Raw genomic sequence first — 21986 nt, 5'->3', positions numbered from 1 at the left:
AACAAAAAAATGCAATAAATTTAACTAATAATTAAATAAAAAATGTAAAAAAATAAGAAGAACTAACGCTCTTCCTTATTTTTGTTAAAATGATATCTAATTTCAAAATCTGGTTTAATGGCAGTTTTTGAAATGGTTCTAAAATGGCTAAATGCTTTAAAACCATTATAACCATGATAGCCGCCTATCCCACTATTTCCGACTCCGCCAAATGGTAGTTTTTTAGAAGATATATGCATTATCGTATCGTTTATAGCAACACCACCACTATTGATACTATTAATAATATGTTCAATATTTTTTTTATCTTTACTAAAAACGTATAAAGCTAAAGGAGATGGTCTTTCATTTATTTCAACGATAATATCATCGATATTTTGATAAGAGATAATTGGTAAGATCGGACAAAATAGTTCGTTTTCCATTTCTTTTGAATCAAATGATGAATTTTCAACTATTAAAAGTTCCATTTGTCTTTTATTATTAACTTTAATATCTAAACCTAAATTTTTAATTCTGTTTAAATGTCTATCGCTAATAATAGCTGGCATTGATTTATTTTCTAAAGGTTTTTTACCATAAATTCGATGATATTCGTTTTTAATTTCTTTAATTAATTTTTCTTTTATCGATTCATGAACGCAAATATAATCGGGAGCAACACAGGTTTGACCAGAATTCATAATTTTGCCAAAAATAATTCTTTTAGCTGTTGTCTTAATATCTGTAGTTTGATCAACTATCGTAGGGCATTTACCACCAAGTTCTAAAACACAAGGTATTAATTTTTTGGCTGCTTGCTGATATAAAATTCTTCCTACTTCGGTATTACCGGTAAAAAATAGAAATTTAATATCTCTTTGCATTAACTCTTGGGTTACTTCTTTTTCGCCTAAAAACACTTCTACAACTTCTTTATCAAAAATTTCTTCCATCATTTCCTTAATTAAATTAGAAGTATTGCTTGAAAATTCAGATGGCTTTAAATAAGCAGTATTACCAGCTGCTAAAGCCGAAATTAAAGGTCTTATAGTTAAACTGAAAGGATAGTTTCATGGAGAAATAATTAATACTTTACCATAAGGAAAAGCTTGAGAATAAAACTTTAAAGTAGGCAAAGACGATAATTCTCATGATCTTTTTCTTTTAGTTCATTTTTTAATATTTTTTAAAGCAATTTTAAGTTCTTCATAAATACCGTCTAATTCAGTGTTATCTACTTCAGCAACAGATTTATTCAAATCCTTATTTAAAGCTTCATAAATTAAGTTTTTATTATTGTTAATTCAGTTTTTAATATTTTTTAAATAAGTGATTCTAGTTTTTATATCAATATAGTTCATTTTATTTCCTTTTATTAAGTTATTTAAGCAAATTCGATTTGACCGTTTGCTTTAATCGCTGCATTTCATTTAGTTACAGTCATTGCAAATATTAATCCAATCATTCAAACTAATGGCATTAATAATGGTAAAGGTAAGCTAATTAATAGTAACACCTTAGCAACTGTTGATCTTTTACCGTTAGTAATAAATAAAACAACAAATGACAATAATCAAGCAACGGTACCTAAAACTAAACCTGAAGCAATTAAAATTCACGCTGTTTTTAAAGTAATCATGTATTCTCAAAAAGCTAATAAAGCTTTTCTAAATTCTTCAAAATTTTCTTTAAAAGCATCCGCAATTGTATTAAGGTCTGTAGCATTTATTGCGTTTTTATTACCGTTTTTAATTAAGGTAACTAAGGTATCAATTACATTGCTACCTCTTTTATAAATTTCACCATAATTTTTAGCAATAAGAATTCCACCGGCTAAAAATAAAATAAAAGCAATAATTAAAAAACTAAATGCAACAATTGCCGGTACTCTTCCACGAGCTTTAGTCATATTTTCCTCCTTATATATTTAATGTAATTAATTATAGTAAAAGCAATAAAAAACCGCTTTATTATTTAGCGGTTTAATAATTGAATTAGTTTTCTGATTTGCCTTCGTCTGGTTTTTGTTGGTTTTCTTGCATTTTTTTCATCATTTCCATTGCTTGAGCCATTTTTTGTTCGAATTCAGTTATTTTCTTTTCAAGGTTTTCAATATCTTTTTTATCTTTTAATTGTTTTAGCTCTTCAATTTCTTTTTTAACTTCTGAAAGTTGTGCTTCTGGAACTTTTTTAGCTTCATCAGTGTTTAAACTTTTTTCCATGTCATTAATTAGTTGTTCTGCTTTGACGATAACTTCTACTTCATGACGTTTTTTCTTATCTGCTTCACGGTTTTCTTCGGCTTCTTTAACCATCTTATCTACTTCTTCTGGACTTAAAGATGAAGTGTTTTGAATAGTAATAGTTTGTTCTTTATTTGTCTTTTTATCTTTAGCAGTAACTTTGGTAATACCATTAACATCGATTGAGAAACTTACTTCGATTTGAGGAACGCCTCTAGGTGCTGGTTCGATACCTTCTAAGTTAAATTGACCTAAGATTTTGTTATCTCTTGCCATTTGTCTTTCACCTTGAGTAACAACAATAGTTACAGCAGTTTGATTATCGGCAGCAGTTGAGAATACTTGACTTTTTGTAACTGGAATAGTAGTATTTCTTGGTATTAAAGGGGCTACTAAATCACCTTCAACAACAATACCTAGGGTTAATGGAGTAACGTCTAGTAATAAAACGTCTTTAATTTCACCAGCTAAAATAGCACCTTGAATAGCAGCACCAACGCTGACTACTTCGTCTGGGTTAATTGAATTGTTAGGTTTTTTACCAGTAATTTCTGATACAAGTTTTTGTACAGCTGGCATTCTGGTTGAACCACCAACCAATAAAACTTCGTTAATTTCGTTTCAACTTAATTTAGCTTCACTTAAAGCATCTTCTAAAGGTTTTTTAACTCTTTGTAGTAAATCTGAAGTCATAGCTTCAAATTCTGAACGTTTAAGTTCTAGCTCAACGTTAACAGGTCCTTCGGCGTTCATTGCTAAAAATGGTAATGAAATGTTAGCTAACATTGATTCAGATAAAGTAATTTTAGCTCTTTCAGCTTCTTCTTTTAATCTAGCCATTGCCATTTTATCGTTGCTTGGATCATAGTTATATTTGGCTTTAATTTCTTTGATCATTCATTCAACGATTTTGTGGTCTCAGTCATCCCCTCCTAAGTGGTTATCTCCAGAAGTTGATAGAACTTCAAATGTTCCACTTTCCATTTCTAGAATAGAAACGTCAAATGTGCCTCCACCTAAGTCGAATACTAAGATTTTGTGGTTTTGATCTTTATCTTTATCAACACCAAAAGCTAAGGCTGCAGCTGTAGGTTCATTAATAATTCTAACTACATCTAAACCAGCGATTTTTCCCGCGTTTTTTGTAGCTTCACGTTGTGCATTATCAAAGTAAGCAGGAACAGTAATAACAGCTTTTTTAACTGGTTGACCTAATTTTTTATCAGCATAATCTTTCATGTATGAAAGGATCATTGCACTAATTTCTTCTGGTTTGTAATCCTTACCATTTAATTTAACAGTTTCAGTAGTTCCCATTAATCTTTTAATAGAAGCAACTGAATCTGGGTTAGTTTCTAATTGTCTTTTAGCAGCTTCTCCAACGATAATTTCACCGTTTTTAAAAGCAACTACAGATGGGGTTGTCCTTTTTCCATTAGGATTTTCTAAAACTTTTGGATTTCCATTTTCGATCACTGATACAACAGAGTTAGTTGTACCTAAATCGATACCTAAAATAATTTCTTTTGCCATGTTTTTCTCCTTTTAGTTTTACATAAATACATTAGTAAAATTCGTTAATTTCGCTTTTTACATTTAACATTGTATCATAAAATTTAGCACTTATCAAAAAAGAGTGCTAAAAATTTAATTTTTTGATTTTTAAAGTATTTAATGAAATTTTGTCGATAGTTTAATGACTTTAAATAAGGAGAAATAATTATTTATACTATTTATATTAATTATTTATAAAAACGGTTTTTTACTAAATTACAAACTTTTTATTTATAATATTTAAGCAAAACACGCATCCTTAGCTCAGTTGGCAGAGCAAGGGACTCTTAATCCCTGGGTCGTGGGTTCGAGCCCCACAGGATGTACCATATGAAAAAACTAAGGCAGACCCTTAGTTTTTTGTTTTATTAATTATTTAAAAATTTTAATTATTTGTATTTTCAATATTTAATAATTTATTATCTTCTTCGCTTTGATCTGCGATATTAAAATTCAAGCTTTTAATATTATTTTGGGTATTTTGAATTTTATCTTTGGTTTTGTCAATTGATCTAACAGTTTTTTCTGCGTTATTTCTTGCTTCTTCCATTTTTATAACAGCTTCGTCATAATCTTTTTGAACTTTAATTAAGACATTTCTAATTTGGTTTAAATTATCCCCAATACTTCTAGTTGCTCATGTTCTTTTAATATTATCAATTAAAAATAAGATAGTTGTTGGACCGGCAATAATGATTTTATATTTTTCATAAATGTCTTTAAGGTTAACCTTAGAAACAATAAAGGCAAATAAAGCCTCGCTTGGAATAAACATAATTGCTTCATCGGTGGTAAAACCTTCAATAATGTATTTAGAACTTATTTTTGTAACTTCTTCTTTAACGTCGGCTTTGATATCTTTTTCTGCTTTTTCTCTTAAATTAATATCACCTTGTTCATCAGCTTCTAAATATCTTAAAAATGAAGCAGTTGGGAATTTGGCATCGATTGGTAAATATTGAATGCCGCCTTTAATTGGAATTTGTATAGCAAAATCAACTTTATATTCTTCTGATCTAGAACTTTTTTTCTTGCCTGATAATTTTTGTAAATCTACCTGACGTAGACAGTATTTGCTTTCACCGAAAGTTTCGTATAAAATATTTTCTAAAATAACTTCGCCGTAAACTCCTCTGGTTTTGTTATTAGTCATTGTTTTGCTAATTTCAGTAATTGTATTTTGAACTGTTTCAAATTGAGTTAAATGACTAGTTAAACTTGTCATTTGTTCGTTAATTGAGCCAAAGTGCTCATTTAATCTTTTTTGTAATTTACTTTGGAAGTATTCATCAATTTCGTTTTTAAGTTGATTTAAGACTTCTTTATTATTAGTTGATATAGTTTCTAAAGATTTTTTAGATTCACTAATCATGTTTTCCATTTTTTTATCAATTTCAGCTCTTAAATCTTTAAAATCAGAAGCAATTTTAGCGACGGTTTGTTCTTTTATAGCATTTAAATTATTAGATTGATTTTCTTTTTGATCATTTAAAACCCTGCTAACAATTTCCCTATTATTATTTAAAGTATTGTTTAAATCAATTTTGTTTTCTAATTGATTTTTTTGCATTTCAGCAAAAGAATTATTAATATTTTCTTTAATTTGATTCAAATTAGAAACAAATACTTCTTTTAAGTTGTTAACTTCACTATTTAAATTTTTAATTAAAGCTATTTCAAAATCATTTTTAAGTTGATTTTTTATCTCTAAATTACCTTGATTAAAAATGTCTTCAACTTCTTTTTTAGTTAAATTATTATTTTTGTTTTTTCTAGAACTTAAAAGAACAAAAACTAAAACAACTATTGAAGATAATAAAGCTAAAATTCCAATAATTAAAATTACAATTTCCATAATTTCATCTCCATTTCTAATAATATAAATATTGTACACACAATAATCGCTTATTTTTCTCTATCTAGGATTTTTTTAGGAATTATAGTAAAATAATAATAATTATTTTGAAAGGTAGATATGAATATAAATATTAAAGAATTTACACGAAAAAGACCGGTTATTTTTTCAGATGTTGATGGAACAATTTATCGTCATTTTAAATTATTAGAAAGCACCAAACAAGATGTTTTACATGCCGTTATTAAAGCTAAAAGCCATTTTAACATCTGTACCGGTAATCCAGTTAAAGACCGTATGTTAGAATTAGTTGAAACTCTAAAAGCTAGATATTTAATCGGATCTTCTGGGGCTCAAATTTATGATGTTAAAAACAAAGAAATTATTAAATCTTGACACATTGATTTTGAAACAACTAAAAAGATTTTAGAAGTAGCTAAGATTAATAACTTTCAAGTTATTTTCTGGGACAATGAAAAATATTATTATTTAATTGATGATAAAGCTAGTGTGGAAAGTATTGGTGAATATCATTTTACGCAGTTAGACCGTTTAAATGAAGTAGGTGAAAAATACGCCGGTCAATTTATAGAACCTGTCAAGATTGAATTTTATTCTTTAACAAATCCAGAAACCGAAGCCGGAGCCTTAGAAATGTTTGAACATGTTAAACATTTTGATAATGTAACTATGATTCCAACTGATTGTAATATTGAGATCTCGCCTTTAAATGTTGATAAAGGTTCCGCTATAAAATGAATGATTGAAAATATTTATAATCAATCTACCGAAAAATACGATGCTTTAACTTTGAATGATGTTATGACTATTGGCGATAGTAATAACGATTTACCAATGATAAAAATTACTCATTATTCATATGCAATGGCTAATGCTTGTAAAAATGTTTTAAATTCTGCAACTTTTTTCACTTCGGCTGTAGAGCAAAATGGATTAGGCGAAGCTGTTTTTGATTATTTATATCGTTATAAAAATTATGTTAAAAAATATTTATTACATGATTTTCATACAGAGGAATGAATTGATCCTAATGAAAACTTTGAATTTGAGGATTAAGGAGAAAATATGAATTTATTAAGATTTGGAGAAAATTACGAAATCCAATTAAAACCAAAACCAACAACCACTTTTCCGTTTTTAAATAAGGAATTTAAAACCGTTAAAGTTAATATGGATAACTTTAGGTTTTATGCTACAAACAACCAAACTCACGAAGATTTTGGTAACTATATTGTTTTTTTATTAGGATTGGTTCCTATTTATAGTGATATGTGATTTGACGTTACTTATTTAGCTAACGGCAAAACTATTACTTATCATAGTTCTTTTGAAGATATTTTGAACTTCGAAAGAGTTTTAGATGGAACAATGTTATCTTTAAATAATGCAATGGATCAAGATTTTTCTTTTGCTACTTCAAAAGAGTTAGAAATTACTTTTACTGCTATGTGTGTTAATGGTGCGGCTTTTTCATTTGATGTTATTGTTAATCAGGTTGAAGATAACTTTTTATCTCCAATTGAAAATAAAAAGCTATTAGAATTAAGTACTTATTCAATATCTGAAACCATTAAACATAATAAAGAAATTATTATGAAATTAATTGAACTTGGTGTTGAAGAAGATCCAACTTTAAACTATGAAGATTTTAGTCCTGAAATGATTTCAAACGATTTAAAAGAAAACTATGCTTCATTATTAGAATTTTTATCTAAGAATGCTAAGATCAACAAAAACATTATTAAATATCCAGTTGAATTTAACGTTTCTGATGAAGAAATTTCAGAATATAAAATCACATGAGACCCAACTTATAAAAAACACATTGAAGAAGAAAAAGCAGCTCAAAAACCAATTGAAACAAAAGTTGAGCAAAAACCTGCAACACCTAATCCCGCAGCTAACATGTTTGATTTTTCAAAATTAGGTAATATGTCTTCATTATTTAGCTTTGATAAAATGATGGAAGATACCTTCAATTCAGCTAAAGTAATGGGGGTTCCGGATGATGAAATTATTAATTACATTGAAAATACAATAGATGCTTTTAAAGATCAATTAGGTTTTAATGATACTTATTACCAACAATTTAAAGAAATGGCTTTAAGTTCTTTAAAAGAATATATTAATAATAAAAACAAAGAAAAAGATAATCAAGAAATTAACAAACAAACTAAACAAACCCAAATTACTTCTCCGACCGCAGAAATTGAAGAAGATGAAGAAGACTTCGATGGAGATGTAAATTAATAATAAATATATATGATAAGTTATATGCATGTCATATAACTTTTTATATAATTTGTTTTATGAAAAACGAAATTATCATTAAAGGTGCCAAAGAAAATAATTTAAAAAATGTTGATTTAATCATTCCTAGAAACAAATTTGTGGTTTTTAGTGGGGTTAGTGGTTCGGGAAAATCTTCACTGGCTTTTAACACTATTTATGAAGAAGGTAGACGTAGATATGTAGATAGCTTGTCTAATTATGCACGTCAATTTTTAGGCGGAGTTAAAAAACCAGCTGTCGATAGTATTGAAGGGTTAAGTCCTGCTATTTCAATCGAGCAAAAAACAGTACATAATAATCCGCGGAGCATTGTAGGAACAGTTACCGAAATTTATGATTATTTAAGACTTTTATTTGCTCGTATTGGGAAACCATTTTGCCCTAATCATAAACAAGAAATAACCGCTCAAAAAACCAGAGATATTTTAAACAACATTTTTAAATTGGAAGAAGGTACCAAGTTATACGTTTTAGCACCTTTGGTTCAAAAGAAAAAAGGTTCTCATCAAAATTTATTTGCCAAACTAAAAAGGGATGGCTTTTTAAGAGTAAAAATTAATGATGAAATAGTTTCACTAGACGAAGATATTGAACTTGATAAGAATAAGTTTTATAACATTGATTTAGTTATTGACCGTTTAACTTGAAATAAGGAAATGGAATCACGGGTAGCTGAAGCTGTTGATATGGCAATTAAAGAAGCTAAAGGTTTGGTAACTATTGATTGTCCGGAGCTAAATAAAACAACAACTTATTCAATTTATCATAGCTGTGAACATGGTGATTTTGAAATGCCTAAAATAGAACCGAGATTGTTTTCTTTTAATGCTCCTGCTGGGATGTGCGAAACTTGTAAAGGATTAGGTGTTTTACAACAAGCAGATTTTGATTTGATTGTCCCTGATAAAACTTTAACTATTAATAATGGGGCAATAACTTATTTTAAAAATATGATTAATACTCCAAACTTAGAATGACAAGAATTTAAAAAAATGCTTGATTATTACCAAATAAGTTTAGATCGTCCAATTGATGATTTAAGCGACGAGCAAATTGAAGTTATTAAATATGGTTCTTTTGAAGAAATTGCTTTTACTCTTGTTTCAGCTAATGGTATTAAGTATGAAAAAGTTAAAAAAGTCGAAGGTTTAGTCGATAAATTACAAAGAAAATATCATGAAACAAATTCGGAAGAATGAAGAAAATATTACGCTAAATATTTAAGTGATATTAAATGTAAGACTTGTAAAGGTAAAAGATTAAACGAGTTTGCCTTAGCAGTTAAAGTTGCTAATTTAGATATTTATGAAATGTGTAATAAGTCAATTGATGAATTACATGAAATTATTAGTAATTTACAATTAAGTGAAATTGAAAAAGAAATCAGTTCTTTAATTACAGCAGAACTTTTACATAGAACTGAGTTTTTAATTAATGTAGGGTTACAATATTTAACTTTAAATCGTAAAGCTGAAACTCTAAGTGGAGGAGAAGCCCAAAGAATTAGATTAGCTACTCAAATAGGTTCTAATTTAACTGGTGTTTTATATGTTTTAGATGAACCTTCTATCGGACTTCACCAAAAAGATAATGATCGTCTTTTAGCTTCTCTTCGTAAAATGGTTGACATCGGCAATAGTTTAATTGTTGTAGAACATGACGAAGATACTATTTATGAAGCCGATTATATTGTTGATATCGGACCTTATGCTGGAGAAAAAGGTGGAAAAATTGTCGCTGCCGGTACCCTTGAAGATATTAAAAAAGCCAAAGATTCTTTAACAGGTCAATATTTAAGTGGCGAAAAACAAATTGAAATACCTAAAATTAGAAGAGCTGGTAATGGGCAAGAAATTAAACTTTTTGATTTAAAAACTAATAATTTAAATATTTCCAAAGTGTCTTTTCCACTAGGTAAATTTGTAGCTATTACCGGAGTTAGTGGATCTGGTAAGTCTAGTTTGATGCACGATGAATTAGTTACTTCAATTAATAAATTTGGTGATAATAAAAATAGATCTAAAATTCAAGGTGTGGGGAATATTGATAAATTAGTAGAAATCGATCAAAACCCAATTGGAAGAACCCCAAGATCTAACCCTGCTACTTATACTAATCTTTTTACTGATATTAGAGAAATATATGCTTCAGTTGAAGAAAGTAAGATAAGAGGATATACGATGTCTCGTTTTTCATTTAACGTGCCTGGTGGTCGTTGTGATAAATGTGAAGGCGACGGAGTTATTAAAATTGAAATGCACTTTTTACCTGATGTTTATGTAACTTGTGATCACTGCGATGGTAAAAGATATAAACGAGAAACTCTTGAAATTAAATATCATGGTAAAGATATTAATGATGTTTTAGAAATGACTGTTGATGAAGCTTATGCTTTCTTTGTTAATAAACCGAATTTAAGAAATAAATTACAACATTTGGTAGATGTAGGTTTGGGTTATATTAAACTAGGTCAAAACGCTACAACTTTAAGTGGGGGAGAAGCTCAACGGGTAAAACTAGCTACTTATTTACAAAAAAGAAATACCGGTAAAACTTTATTTGTTTTAGATGAACCAACTACAGGATTACACCCATACGATATTCAAAATTTATTAAATGTATTAAATAGAATTGTTGATGCAGGTAATACAGTAATCGTAATTGAACATAACCTAGATGTTATTAAAACGGCGGATTATATTATTGATTTAGGTCCAGACGGTGGAACTGGTGGCGGAAGAATTATAGCTACAGGAACGCCAGAAGAAATCGCTAAAAAAGAAATTTCATATACTGGTCAATATTTAAATAGAATATTAAGAAAATAATTTAAACTTATTATTTTATAATTATTAAATATAAATTTAAAGTTAGAAGAAAGGAGAATAATGCAACCTAAAGATTGAGCGGGCGTTAGCCTTAAATTAGGTGTGGTTAATGTTTATTCTCTAACAATGATGCTAGGGATGCTAGCAGCCATATTGACAGTATTTTATTTTTGAAAAAGAGAAAAATATACTTTAGATCAGTTTGGCATAATTATCATTATTGCATTACCAACAGCTATTATTGGAGCTAGAACTGTTTTTGTTATTCAGCAATTAATCGAGCATAAAGGCTGAACCAACGGAGCTTGATATCATGTCTTCTTTATTTGAGAAGGTGGTTTATCAATTCACGGAGGGGTTATAACGGCAACGATTTGTGTTGTTTTATACATAGTCTTTTCTAAAAATCCGAAAAAAATTGATCTTAAAGTAGCTTTTAGTATTATCTTACCAGCAGTTTTAATTGGTCAAGCTATTGGACGTTGAGGAAACTTTGCTAACCACGAGGTTTACGGAGGTGTGATGTCAACTGATTCAACCGCTTATAAAATTCTTCCTGACATTATTCGTCAACACATGTATATTAATGGTCAATATCATTATCCTCTGTTCTTATACGAATCATGTGCGAACTTAGTGGCTTATATTTTATTAGTTTGAGTTTTAAATAAATGAAATTGATTACGTCCAGGTACAACAGGAGCCATGTATATTCTTTACTACGGAATCATTCGTTTTGGAATGGAACCTTTAAGAGAAGGCAGCTACGGTATTTATAAAGTAATTTCTGCCTTATATATTATCGTCGGAGTTTTACTAACTATATTCTTTGAATTTATTATCAAACTTAACTACAATGTTTATAAGATACCTAACTTTAAAAATCCTAAAACCCATAAATATTTTTACTTTATAGTTTACGAACCAAAAGTTAAAAATAAACCATTAACTAAAAAACAACGTGAAGAAGTAAAAGATATTTATCAAATTGAAAATAATCAACAAGTAAATGCTGCTAAATAAGCAGCATTTATCATAAGGAGACAAAATGAACAAAGATTTTGATGTATTAATAATTGGAGCAGGTCCTGCCGGTCTTACCGCGGCTTTATATTTAGCTAGAAACGATGTTAAAGTTGCTTTTATTGAAGGTATGTATCCAGGCGGCAAAATGGCAGAACAATCAAAAATTGAAAATTACCCAGGTTTTGATTTTGTTTCAGGTCCTGAGCTATCTAAAAAAATGTTTAATCAAGCTAAATTAAACGGCGCTAAAATGATTTTCGGCTTTGTTGAAAAAATCGAATCTTTAAGCGATAACGAAAAGATAGTTACATTAGCTAACGGAGATCAATATTTATCTAAGGCAGTAATTATTGCAACCGGTATGAAAAACTTAGTGCCTAAAGAAGTTATTAATATCGATAAATTTAATGGTAAAGGTGTTTCATATTGTGTTTTATGTGACGGTGCTATGTATAAAGGTTTACCAGCGGCTATTATCGGAGGGGGTAATTCTGCCTTTGAAGAAAGTTCTTATTTAGCAAGCATAGCTTCCGAAGTACATATTTTTGTTCGTGATGGAATTATTGCAGAGAAAAGATTGGTAGAAGACGCCAAAAAACATGCAAATATTTTTATTCATGAAAATTCGGTTATTTTAGAACTATTAGGTGAAGATAAAGTTTCATCAATTAAAGCTAATGTTAACGGAGAAATTAAAAATATGGATATTAAAGCCGTGTTTCCTTATATTGGTTTTAAACCTTCAACTAACTTTATTTCTCAGAAAGAAATTCTTGATGAAAAAGGTTTTATTTTAGTTGATGAAAGTATGGAAACTAAAATAAAAAATATTTTTGCGGTTGGAGATGTTATTAAAAAAGATGTAAGACAAATTACAACTGCTACCAACGACGGTACCGTAGCGGCCAAAGTTGTAAACTCTCGAATTTAATTTTTATTATCAGAATAAAGTAACTATGCAAATAGTTATTTTTTTATTTATTTTTAACTAAAAAAATCTTATAAATAAAATTTATAAAATGTTAAGGTTTAAATTTTAGCCTTTGTGTTATAATTACCGGTGCAATATATTAAGACAGTAACGGCGTAAGCTTAATAAGGTTACCGAGTATGTGTACTAGTTTAGATATTGCAAAAATATAATAGGAGGAAAAATGAGTGCTTTAAGAGATGCTAAAGTTTTAGTAGTTGACGAAATCGCTAAAAACATCGAAGAATCTAAAGCTGTTTATGTTGTTAACTATAAAACTCTTGATGTTGTTTCATTACAAACCATTCGTAATGAATTAGCTAAAGCTGGTGTTTTATTAAAAGTTTATAAAAACAGACTTGTTAAACAAGCTACACCAAAATTTGGCTACGAAGCAATCAATGATCTATTATTAGGTCAAAACATTTATGCTTTTGCAAAAGCAGACGATCTAAGCTCACTAAAAACTTTAGTAAACTTTAAAAAACAATTTCCAGCTTTAGAATTAGTAGCTGGTATCTACGAAAACCAAGTAGTAGACGCAACCGCTTTAAGCGAAATTTCAAAACTTCCTTCATATGAAGAATCACTTATGATTCTTGGAAACTCATTACTATCACCAATCAGAAATTTAGCTATTGGATTAAATGAGTTAGTTAAACAAGGAAAAGTATCTGAATAATATATTAAGGAGAATTTAATTATGGCAAAATTAACAAAAGAAGAATTTGTTTCAGCATTAAAAGAAATGAACATTAAAGAAGTTATGGAACTTGTTGAAGGTCTAAAAGAAGAATTTGGAATTGACCCAACCGCTGTTGTAGCTGCTGCTGCTCCTGCTGCTGCTGAAGCTGCTGAAGAAAAATCATCATTCAACGTAACTTTAAAATCAGATGGTGGAAACAAATTAGCTGTTATTAAAGCAGTTAAAGATTTATTAGGTCTAGGATTAATGGACGCTAAAAAATTAGTAGAATCAGCTCCAGCTGTTCTAAAAGAAAATGTTTCAAAAGAAGAAGCTGAATCAATCAAAGCTAAATTAACCGAAGTTAAAGCTGAAGTTACTTTAGACTAATAATTTATACACACAAACTAGGCTTTATAGCCTTTTTTGTGTTTTTATATAAAAATGCGCGTGTATACGCGTTATATTACAAAAACTAAATATTTTTACAAAAAATTAAAATTATCTAAATAAAACAAATGAGGTAAGATATGGCAAACAAATCTAATTATGAAATCAGAAAGTTTGGTCCAATAACCGAAAGACGTGATTATTCAATAAGTCAAAAGAAATTTGAAACCCCTGACTATTTGGAAATGCAAAGAAATTCAGTTAAGGAATTTATTGAAAAAGGAATCGAAGAAGAATTAAGAAACATTTATCCAATCGAAGCAGCTGGTAAAGTTAAAATCGATTATATTCATAATTCTGCTCGTTTTGAATATCCTAAAAAAACTGAATTTGAATGCATTAAAGAAGCTAAACAAAAGGGTTCTTCTTACCAAGGAAAGCTAAAAGCAAAATTAAGACAAACTAACATCGAAACTGGTGAGGTTGAAGATGCTGAAGTTGTGTTTGCTGAAATTCCAATTATGACTTATGGAGGATCATTTATTATTAACGGATCTGAAAAAGTTATTGTTTCTCAACTAATCCGTTCTACCGGTGCTTACTTTGGAATTAACGTTAGAAATAAACAAGCTAATGACTTATTTAACAAAGTTGAAATAATTCCACAAGTGGGTTCATGAGTAGAAATTTATCACAAAGTTACATCAGCTAACCCTGATAGTGTCAAAATTCATATCGATAAAAATAAATCATTTTTACTAACCGTTTTCCTTAAAGCTTTAGGTTTTACTGAAAAAGGAATTAGAAAAATGTTTGGTTATGTTCCTGAACTAGAGGAAACATTTAAAAAAGATAAAATTGTTGGAGATGTTAAAGAAGCTGTTACACGTGAAGCCCAAGAAACTATTTACCGTTTAATTAGAAAAGGGGACAGAATGACTGCTGAATCAGCACGTAATTTAATCCCATCAATTCTATTTAACGAAAAAAGATATAACTTAACCGAAACAGGTCGTTTCACATTAAATCGTAAATTAAACATTATCGAAAGAATTACTAATTCATATTTAGCTGAAAGCATTTTTTCACAAGAAACTGGTGAGTTATTATACAAAAAAGGTGATTTTATCGATTATGAAACTGCTTTAAAAATTCATGAAGAAATTAAAGCTGGTATTATTCCGATGTGACAATTACCTGACATCGATGAAAGTGTTTATGGTAATCAATTAGATGATTCACGTAATAGCGAGCTTTACAAACGTCTATATGTTCCACAAATTTGAATTTATCCAACCGAAGCTGATATGAACCATGACAAAAAGGTATTAGTATTAGGAAACGATCCTACCTCAAACGAAAACTTTCTATTAATTCCTGATATTGTCGCAACAATATCATATTACTTTAACTTATTATCAAAAGTTGGAGCGGATGATGATCCCGATTCACTTGTTAATAAGAGAATTGTTACTATCGGTGAACTTTTACAAAATCAATTTAGAGTTGGTTTAATTAAACTAGAAAAAAATACTCGTGAAAGAATTTCAACTAAAGATATTGATAAAATTACACCTAAAAATGTAACAAACAATAAACCTATTTTTAATCAATTTAAATCATTTTTCAACACATCAAAACTTTCACAATTCATGGATCAATGTAATCCACTTGCTGAAATTTCAAACAAACGTCGTATCACTTCATTAGGTCCAAGAGGTCTTAACCGTGATACCGCTCAATTCGAGGTTCGGGACGTTCACCCTACTCACTTTGGTAGAATTTGTCCAATTGAAACTCCTGAAGGTCCAAACATCGGACTTATCTTAAACTTAGCATCATTTGCCCATATTGACAAATACGGTTTTATTCAATCACCATACTTTAGAGTAAAAAACCGTAAAGTTGATTTTTCAGAACCTGTTTATTTAACAGCAATCGAAGAAGCTGATTATGCTTTTGCTCAATCAACTTGTCATATTAAAGATGATATGATCGTTGATGATTACGTTATGGTTAGACGTAATAACGAATTTGTTGAAGTTAAAGCTGAAGAAGTTGATTTTATCGGGGTTTCAAACCGTCAAATGACTTCTATCGCTGCTTCTGCAATTCCATTTCTAGAAAATGACGATGCTAACCGTGCCTTGATGGGTTCTAACATGCAACGTCAAGCTGTTCCTGTTTTATTCCCAGAAGCTCCATTAGTAGCTACTGGTGTTGAAGCAGACATTGCTAAATATTCATCAACCAACTTAAGAGCAAACCGTGCCGGAGAAGTTGTTTATGTTGATGCAGAAATGATTAAAATCAAACCTGAAGAAGGTAAAAAAGTTGATGTTTACAACTTAAGAACTTTCGAAAGATCAAACCAAGGCACCGTTATTCATCAAGTTCCAATTGTAAAAGTTGGACAAAGAATTGAAGCCGGAGATTTATTAGTAGATGGTCCTTCAATGAAAAATGGTGAAATGGCATTAGGTAAAAACGTGTTAGTTGGATTTACTACTTGACATGGTTATAACTACGAAGATGCTGTTGTTTTATCTGAAAGATTAGTTAAAGACGATGTTTATACTTCAATTCACATAGAAGAACAAACTATTCAATTTAGACATTCAAAAGCGGGAGACGATGAATTAACTGCTGAAATTCCAAATGCTTCAAACTTTTCAAAACGTTTCTTAGATGAAAGAGGAATTGTAAGAATTGGATCTGAAGTTTCAGCCGGAGATATTCTTGTTGGTAGAACTTCTCCAAAAGGTGAAGAAAACCCAACTCCTGAAGAAAAATTAATGGCTGCAATTTTCGGTCAAAAAACAGCCAACTGTAAAGACACTTCTTTAAAAGTAAAACACGGACATAACGGTACTGTTGTTGCTGTAGAAGTGCTTTCGAGAGAAAACGGCGACCAACTAGAAGACGGAATTGAAAAGATTGTTAAAGTTTCAATCGCTCAAAAACGTAAAATCAAAGTTGGGGACAAGATGGCTGGACGTCATGGTAATAAAGGGGTTGTTTCAATCGTATTACCAGTTGAAGAAATGCCATATTTAGAAGACGGTACACCACTTGACATCTGTTTAAATCCACAAGGTGTTCCTTCTCGGATGAACATTGGACAAGTTTTAGAGCTTCACTTAGGTTTAGCTGCTAAAAAACTAAATACTAAATTCGTAACTCCAATTTTTGATGGAATTACTCATAATCAAATTAAAGAAATTCTTGAAGAAGCAGATATTGATCCTTCAGGAAAAATGAAAATCTATGATGGTAGAACCGGAGAACCATTTGATAAACCTATTTCAGTAGGTATCATGTACTATCTAAAACTTTACCACATGGTTGATGACAAAATGCACGCCCGTAGCGTTGGTCCATACTCACTTATTACGCAACAACCACTTGGAGGTAAATCTCAAAATGGTGGACAAAGATTTGGAGAAATGGAAACCTGAGCTATTGAATCATATGGTGCATCAAATGTTCTACAAGAACTTTTAACTTACAAATCAGACAACATTATTGGACGTAATCAACTATATAACTCATTAGCAAGAAACGCTCACTTACCAAAACCTGGTATGCCAGAATCATTTAACGTTTTAGCTTATGAATTAAGAGGTCTAGGTATTAAACTTGAAGCTCACGAAAAAGAAAATGATAATGACTTTGAAGATGAACAAAGAATTGATACCAAATACTACCAAGAATTTGAAGGAGGAGAATAATGAAAAAGAGATCAGAATATAATTCATTAAACGAAGAAAAAATTTCTAAAATTTCATTAGCGCTAGCAACTCCTGAAGATGTTCAAAGTTGATCACACGGTGAAGTAACCAAACCGGAAACTATCAACTATAAATCTTACAAACCAGAACGTGGTGGTTTATTTGATGAAATCATTTTCGGTCCAATGATTGATTATCGTTGTCCTGTTTGTGGTTTTAAATACAAAAAAATCAACGAAGGCACATACTGTACTAGAACACCACTTTGTGTGCAAGAAAAAGTACAAATTTTACCTAAAATGGCACGTAGAAATCACATGGGTCATATCAAACTATGTAGCCCTGTGGTTCACTTCTGATACTTTAAGGTTGACCATTCAATCATCTTTAAATTATTAGGTTTAAGATCTTCAAGAGGGTCTGATACTGTTAAACGTGAAGAATTAGAAAATCTAATTTACTACAAAAATCACATCGTTTTAGAATCAGGTGGTTTAAAATCTCTACCTAAAAATCAAATTATTGAAATTAATGAAGCAGCCATTATTTATAAAGCCGCTTTAGAAGAACTTTTAGGTAGATTTGAAGAAGGAACAGAAGATTACGAAGATATAAAAGAAACTTTAGATAATCTTGTTGAAAAAGCTACCTCAAAAATTGGTCAAGAATATGGTATTGACTTTTATGAATTAAACGAAGTTATCGAACACTATTCTGACGCAAAAATTGGCACCGGTGCTCTAGCAATAGAATATTTATTAAAAAACTTAGACTTAAAAGCTGAAAAAGCTTATGTTCAAGGTGAAATTGATAAATTAAACGCTGATGAAATTGCTAACCCAGAAAAATTTGCTTTAACCGCAAAACAACACCGTGAAAAACTTTACAAACGTTTACAAGTAATTAATGCTTTTATTGAATCTAAACAAGATCCAACTAGCATGTTAATTTACAACTTACCAGTTATTCCGGCTGATTTAAGACCTTTAATTCAATTAGATGGTGGACGTCACTCAACTAGTGATATTAACGAATTATACCGTCGGGTAATTATTAGAAATAACCGTCTAAAAGAATGACAAAAGAAAGATGCTCCGATTTTAGTTATTCAAAACGAATTACGAATGATTCAAGAAGCTGTTGATGCTTTAATTGATAACCAAAGAAGAACACCAAATCCAGTTTTATCAAAAGACAACCGTCCATTTAAATCAATAAGTGATGCTTTAACCGGTAAAAAAGGTAGATTTAGACAAAACTTATTAGGTAAACGTGTTGACTACTCAGGACGTAGTGTTATCGTTGTTGGTCCTGAATTAAAAATGCATCAATGTGGTATTCCACGTGAAATGGCTGCAAAATTATTCGAACCATGAATTATTAATAGATTAATCGAAAAAGAAGTCGCAACAACTGTTAAAAATGCTAAAAAAATAATTGAAGATCAAAATCCAATTATTTGACCACATGTTGCCGAAGCTATTAAAGGAAGACTAGTTCTTTTAAACCGTGCACCAACATTACACCGTTTATCAATTCAAGCGTTTGAACCTGTTTTAGTTCGTGGTAAGGCTATTAGATTGCACCCATTAGTATGTACCCCATTTAACGCTGACTTCGACGGTGACCAAATGGCTGTTCACGTTCCTATTTCTGAACAAGCTTTATTAGAAAGCCGTGAATTAATGCTTGCTAATAAAAACATTCTAGGTCCTAAAGATGGTGAACCTATTATCAACCCTTCACAGGATATGATTTTAGGTTTATACTACTTAACTATTGAAGAAAAAAACGCCTTAGGTGAAGGTAGAGTATTTGATGATTACGATCATATGATGAGAGCATATGAAGCTGGTAAAATTAGTTTACACGCAAGAGTAGCTTTACCTGCTAAAGAAGTTAAAGATCAAAAATTAACCATGAACGAAATGGGAGAACATTACATTATTTCAACAGTTGGTAAATTTATCTTTAACAGAGTATTCCCTAAAACTTTTGTATTTATTTATGATAACAATGTAAATAAAGCCACTTCATTAGAAGAATATGCTAAAGGTTTTAATGCTAAATATTTAGTCCTAAGAGGAACAAATATTCGTGAATACATTAAAAACGAATTACCTATCTTAGAAGCATTTAACAAGAAAAATATTGCAAGAATTGTTCGTTATGCTTTTGACAATTACGTAGCGAAAGTTTCTATTTCAGACATTGCTAACGTAATTAATGAAATTGAAGTATTTGAAACAGCGGGCGATATTATTGTTAAATATCTAGCTTTAAAAACATATGACAACAAGAAATTAGATTACGAACATGCACAACTACTTTCTAAATTTACTGAAGAAGTTAAAGAATTAGTTAACTCACAAAATCTAGAAAGAACAAGTGGCGGAAATGTTCCTTTATCAGCTGCTGAAAAAGCAAAAATTCTTGATGGTGTTTGATTTGAATATACAAACTTTGTCGCTTCTATTTTGGATAAAGTAAAACAACTAGGTTTTGATTATTCAACTAAATCAGGTATTTCTATTTCATTCTCTGATATTTTAGAAACCGATAAAAAAGCCGAATACATTGCTGATGGTGATGAATACATCGCACAATTAAAACAATACTACAACGAAGGTTTAATCACTGATGATGATAGATATTCATTAACCATTAAAAAATGAGCCGAAGTTAAAGATGAAATTCAAAGTGATTTACAAAAAATAATTAAGGAAAACCCACAAAACCCAGTTATTACTATGATTAACTCAGGGGCTCGTGGTAACATTTCTAACTTCGTTCAATTAGCTGGTATGCGGGGATTAATGGCTAACAACACCAAAACCACCAAAGCCGATGCTAAAAATGACAGGGTGGTTAGATCAACAGTTGAAGTTCCTGTTAAATCTTCATTTATTGAAGGTCTAACTGCATTCGAGTTTTACTCATCTACTCACGGGGCTAGAAAGGGTCTAACCGATACTGCCTTAAACACCGCTAAGTCAGGTTATTTAACTCGTCGTTTAGTTGACGTTGCCCAAAATATTGTCGTAAGACAAGATAACTGTGGATCTGATTATGGATATACAGCAAGAGATATTGTTGATACTAAAACCAAACAAATTATTGTTTCTTTAAAAGAAAGAATTATTGGTAGATTTACTAATAAACCTATTTATTCAAGTGAAGGTATTGAAATTTGCGGCAGAAACGTTTTAATCGACGAAAAAATTGCTCAAAGAATTATCGAAGCCGGAATTAAAGAAGTTGAAATTAGATCTATCTTAGGTTGCAACACCCGTAATGGTGTATGTAAAATGTGTTTTGGTAAAGACTTAGCAACTAACAGAGTTGTTAATATTGGTGAAGCAGTTGGTATTATTGCTGCTCAATCAATCGGTGAACCTGGTACACAGCTAACCATGCGTACCTTCCATACCGGAGGGGTTGCTGGGGTCGAAGATATTACCGGTGGTTTTACCAGATTAATTGAATTAATCGATGCCCACGAACAACCATGAGGACGTCCAGCAGTTATTTCACCTTATAAAGGGTTTATTACTGAAATCGAAAACGATGAAAGAGATAATACTAACTATTTAGTTTCAATCGAAATTCAAACTAAAAACGGTGAAAAAGTTGTAAGAAAAGTACCAGTAAACACAACTAAAAAATTAAGAGTTAAAGTTGGCGATGAAGTAAGAATTGGTCAAAAACTTTCAGAAGGTCCAATCATACTAAAAGAGCTTCTAAATTTAACTGATACAATTACTGCTCAAAACTACTTACTAAAAGAAATTCAAAGAATTTACAGAATTCAAGGTATTGCAATTTCTGATAAATATATCGAAATTATCATTCGTCAAATGATGTCTAAGATTATTATTTCAGAACCTGGCGATTCTAAATTCTTTGCTGGTGCTATTGTTGACATTTTTGACTACCAAGAAGAAAATGCACAATTACTAACCAAAGGTTTAAGACCTGCTTATGGTAAGGTAGTAATTAAAGGTGCAAAACAAGTTCCTTTATTATCAGATTCATTCTTAGCTGCCGCTTCATATCAAGAAACTTCAAAAATCTTAGTTCATGCCGCTATTTCTTCTCGTTCAGATAATTTAACTGGACTAAAAGAAAACATAATCGTTGGTAAGAAAATTCCATCAGGAACAGCTTTATATCCTTTTGAATCACACTCTAAATACGATATTAAACCATCAATTAATTACTTTGCTTCTGAACAAGAAGACGCTTCTATTTTAGGAGACCCAATTAATATTGAACCTTTAATTGATGCTTTTAATGAAGATTATAAAGTTGATGACGAAGAATTATTAGTTGAAGATGATGAAGAATTAAGCGAAGACGAAGTTTACGCAGCAGAAGAATACGACGATACTCAAGAAGACGAATAATTT

The 21986-nt window shown here is 30.2% G+C and carries 13 protein-coding genes and 1 tRNA gene; 10 read left to right on the top strand and 4 right to left on the bottom strand.

Annotation, left to right across the window (positions count from 1 at the left end; translation table 4 throughout):
• Positions 1 to 62: 62 nt before the first annotated feature.
• The 3 genes from FJO69_RS01395 to dnaK all read right to left on the bottom strand — a co-directional run bounded on the left by FJO69_RS01395 (position 63) and on the right by dnaK (position 3758).
• The gene (locus FJO69_RS01395) at positions 63 to 1343 is read right to left on the bottom strand and encodes an aldehyde dehydrogenase family protein (RefSeq protein ID WP_140781221.1); all 1281 of its coding nucleotides are present in this window, start codon (positions 1341 to 1343) and stop codon (positions 63 to 65) included.
• A 23-nt stretch (positions 1344 to 1366) separates the two neighbouring features.
• On the bottom strand, positions 1367 to 1891 hold the full coding sequence (locus FJO69_RS06925; RefSeq protein WP_140781220.1) for a hypothetical protein: 525 nt from the start codon (positions 1889 to 1891) through the stop codon (positions 1367 to 1369).
• Positions 1892 to 1976: 85 nt separating this feature from the next.
• A complete protein-coding gene (dnaK, locus tag FJO69_RS01385) occupies positions 1977 to 3758 on the bottom strand; it encodes a molecular chaperone DnaK (protein WP_140781219.1) in 1782 nt (593 codons plus the stop codon).
• Between the two features lie 274 nt (positions 3759 to 4032).
• Here dnaK and FJO69_RS01380 point away from each other — a divergent pair.
• Positions 4033 to 4108, top strand: a tRNA-Lys gene (locus FJO69_RS01380).
• A 56-nt stretch (positions 4109 to 4164) separates the two neighbouring features.
• Here the strand turns inward: FJO69_RS01380 and rmuC are convergent.
• Positions 4165 to 5634: a DNA recombination protein RmuC gene (gene rmuC, locus FJO69_RS01375; protein WP_140781218.1), complete on the bottom strand. Its 1470-nt coding sequence runs from the start codon at positions 5632 to 5634 to the stop codon at positions 4165 to 4167.
• 120 nt (positions 5635 to 5754) lie between these two features.
• On the opposite strand from rmuC, the gene FJO69_RS06920 reads away from it, so the two are divergent.
• The 9 genes from FJO69_RS06920 (at position 5755) to rpoC (ending at position 21983) form a co-directional block, all read left to right on the top strand.
• The gene (locus FJO69_RS06920) at positions 5755 to 6711 is read left to right on the top strand and encodes an HAD-IIB family hydrolase (protein ID WP_140781217.1); all 957 of its coding nucleotides are present in this window, start codon (positions 5755 to 5757) and stop codon (positions 6709 to 6711) included.
• 9 nt (positions 6712 to 6720) lie between these two features.
• Entirely contained in the window at positions 6721 to 7905 is a 1185-nt protein-coding gene (locus tag FJO69_RS06915) for a hypothetical protein (protein ID WP_140781216.1), read from the top strand.
• A gap of 59 nt (positions 7906 to 7964) precedes the next feature.
• Positions 7965 to 10775 (top strand): excinuclease ABC subunit UvrA, encoded by a 2811-nt coding sequence (gene uvrA / locus FJO69_RS06910; RefSeq protein ID WP_140781215.1) that lies wholly within the window; start codon positions 7965 to 7967, stop codon positions 10773 to 10775.
• A 60-nt stretch (positions 10776 to 10835) separates the two neighbouring features.
• Positions 10836 to 11798, top strand: coding sequence for a prolipoprotein diacylglyceryl transferase (gene lgt, locus FJO69_RS06905; RefSeq protein WP_140781214.1), 963 nt, complete (start codon positions 10836 to 10838; stop codon positions 11796 to 11798).
• Positions 11799 to 11823: 25 nt separating this feature from the next.
• Positions 11824 to 12732, top strand: a complete 909-nt coding sequence (locus tag FJO69_RS01350; protein ID WP_140781213.1) for an NAD(P)/FAD-dependent oxidoreductase — start codon at positions 11824 to 11826, stop codon at positions 12730 to 12732.
• Positions 12733 to 12955: 223 nt separating this feature from the next.
• Positions 12956 to 13453: a 50S ribosomal protein L10 gene (gene rplJ, locus FJO69_RS01345; protein WP_140781212.1), complete on the top strand. Its 498-nt coding sequence runs from the start codon at positions 12956 to 12958 to the stop codon at positions 13451 to 13453.
• A gap of 21 nt (positions 13454 to 13474) precedes the next feature.
• Positions 13475 to 13846 (top strand): 50S ribosomal protein L7/L12, encoded by a 372-nt coding sequence (rplL, locus tag FJO69_RS01340; RefSeq protein ID WP_140781211.1) that lies wholly within the window; start codon positions 13475 to 13477, stop codon positions 13844 to 13846.
• A gap of 140 nt (positions 13847 to 13986) precedes the next feature.
• The gene (gene rpoB, locus FJO69_RS06900) at positions 13987 to 17577 is read left to right on the top strand and encodes a DNA-directed RNA polymerase subunit beta (RefSeq protein ID WP_140781210.1); all 3591 of its coding nucleotides are present in this window, start codon (positions 13987 to 13989) and stop codon (positions 17575 to 17577) included.
• On the top strand, positions 17577 to 21983 hold the full coding sequence (rpoC, locus tag FJO69_RS06895; protein WP_140781209.1) for a DNA-directed RNA polymerase subunit beta': 4407 nt from the start codon (positions 17577 to 17579) through the stop codon (positions 21981 to 21983). Before rpoB ends, rpoC begins: the two co-directional genes overlap by 1 nt.
• Positions 21984 to 21986: the final 3 nt, after the last annotated feature.

It is taken from the genome of [Mycoplasma] falconis (assembly GCF_006385795.1).
GTDB lineage: Bacteria > Bacillota_I > Bacilli_A > Mycoplasmatales > Metamycoplasmataceae > Metamycoplasma > Metamycoplasma falconis.
This window is presented reverse-complemented; position numbering and strand designations above follow the sequence as displayed.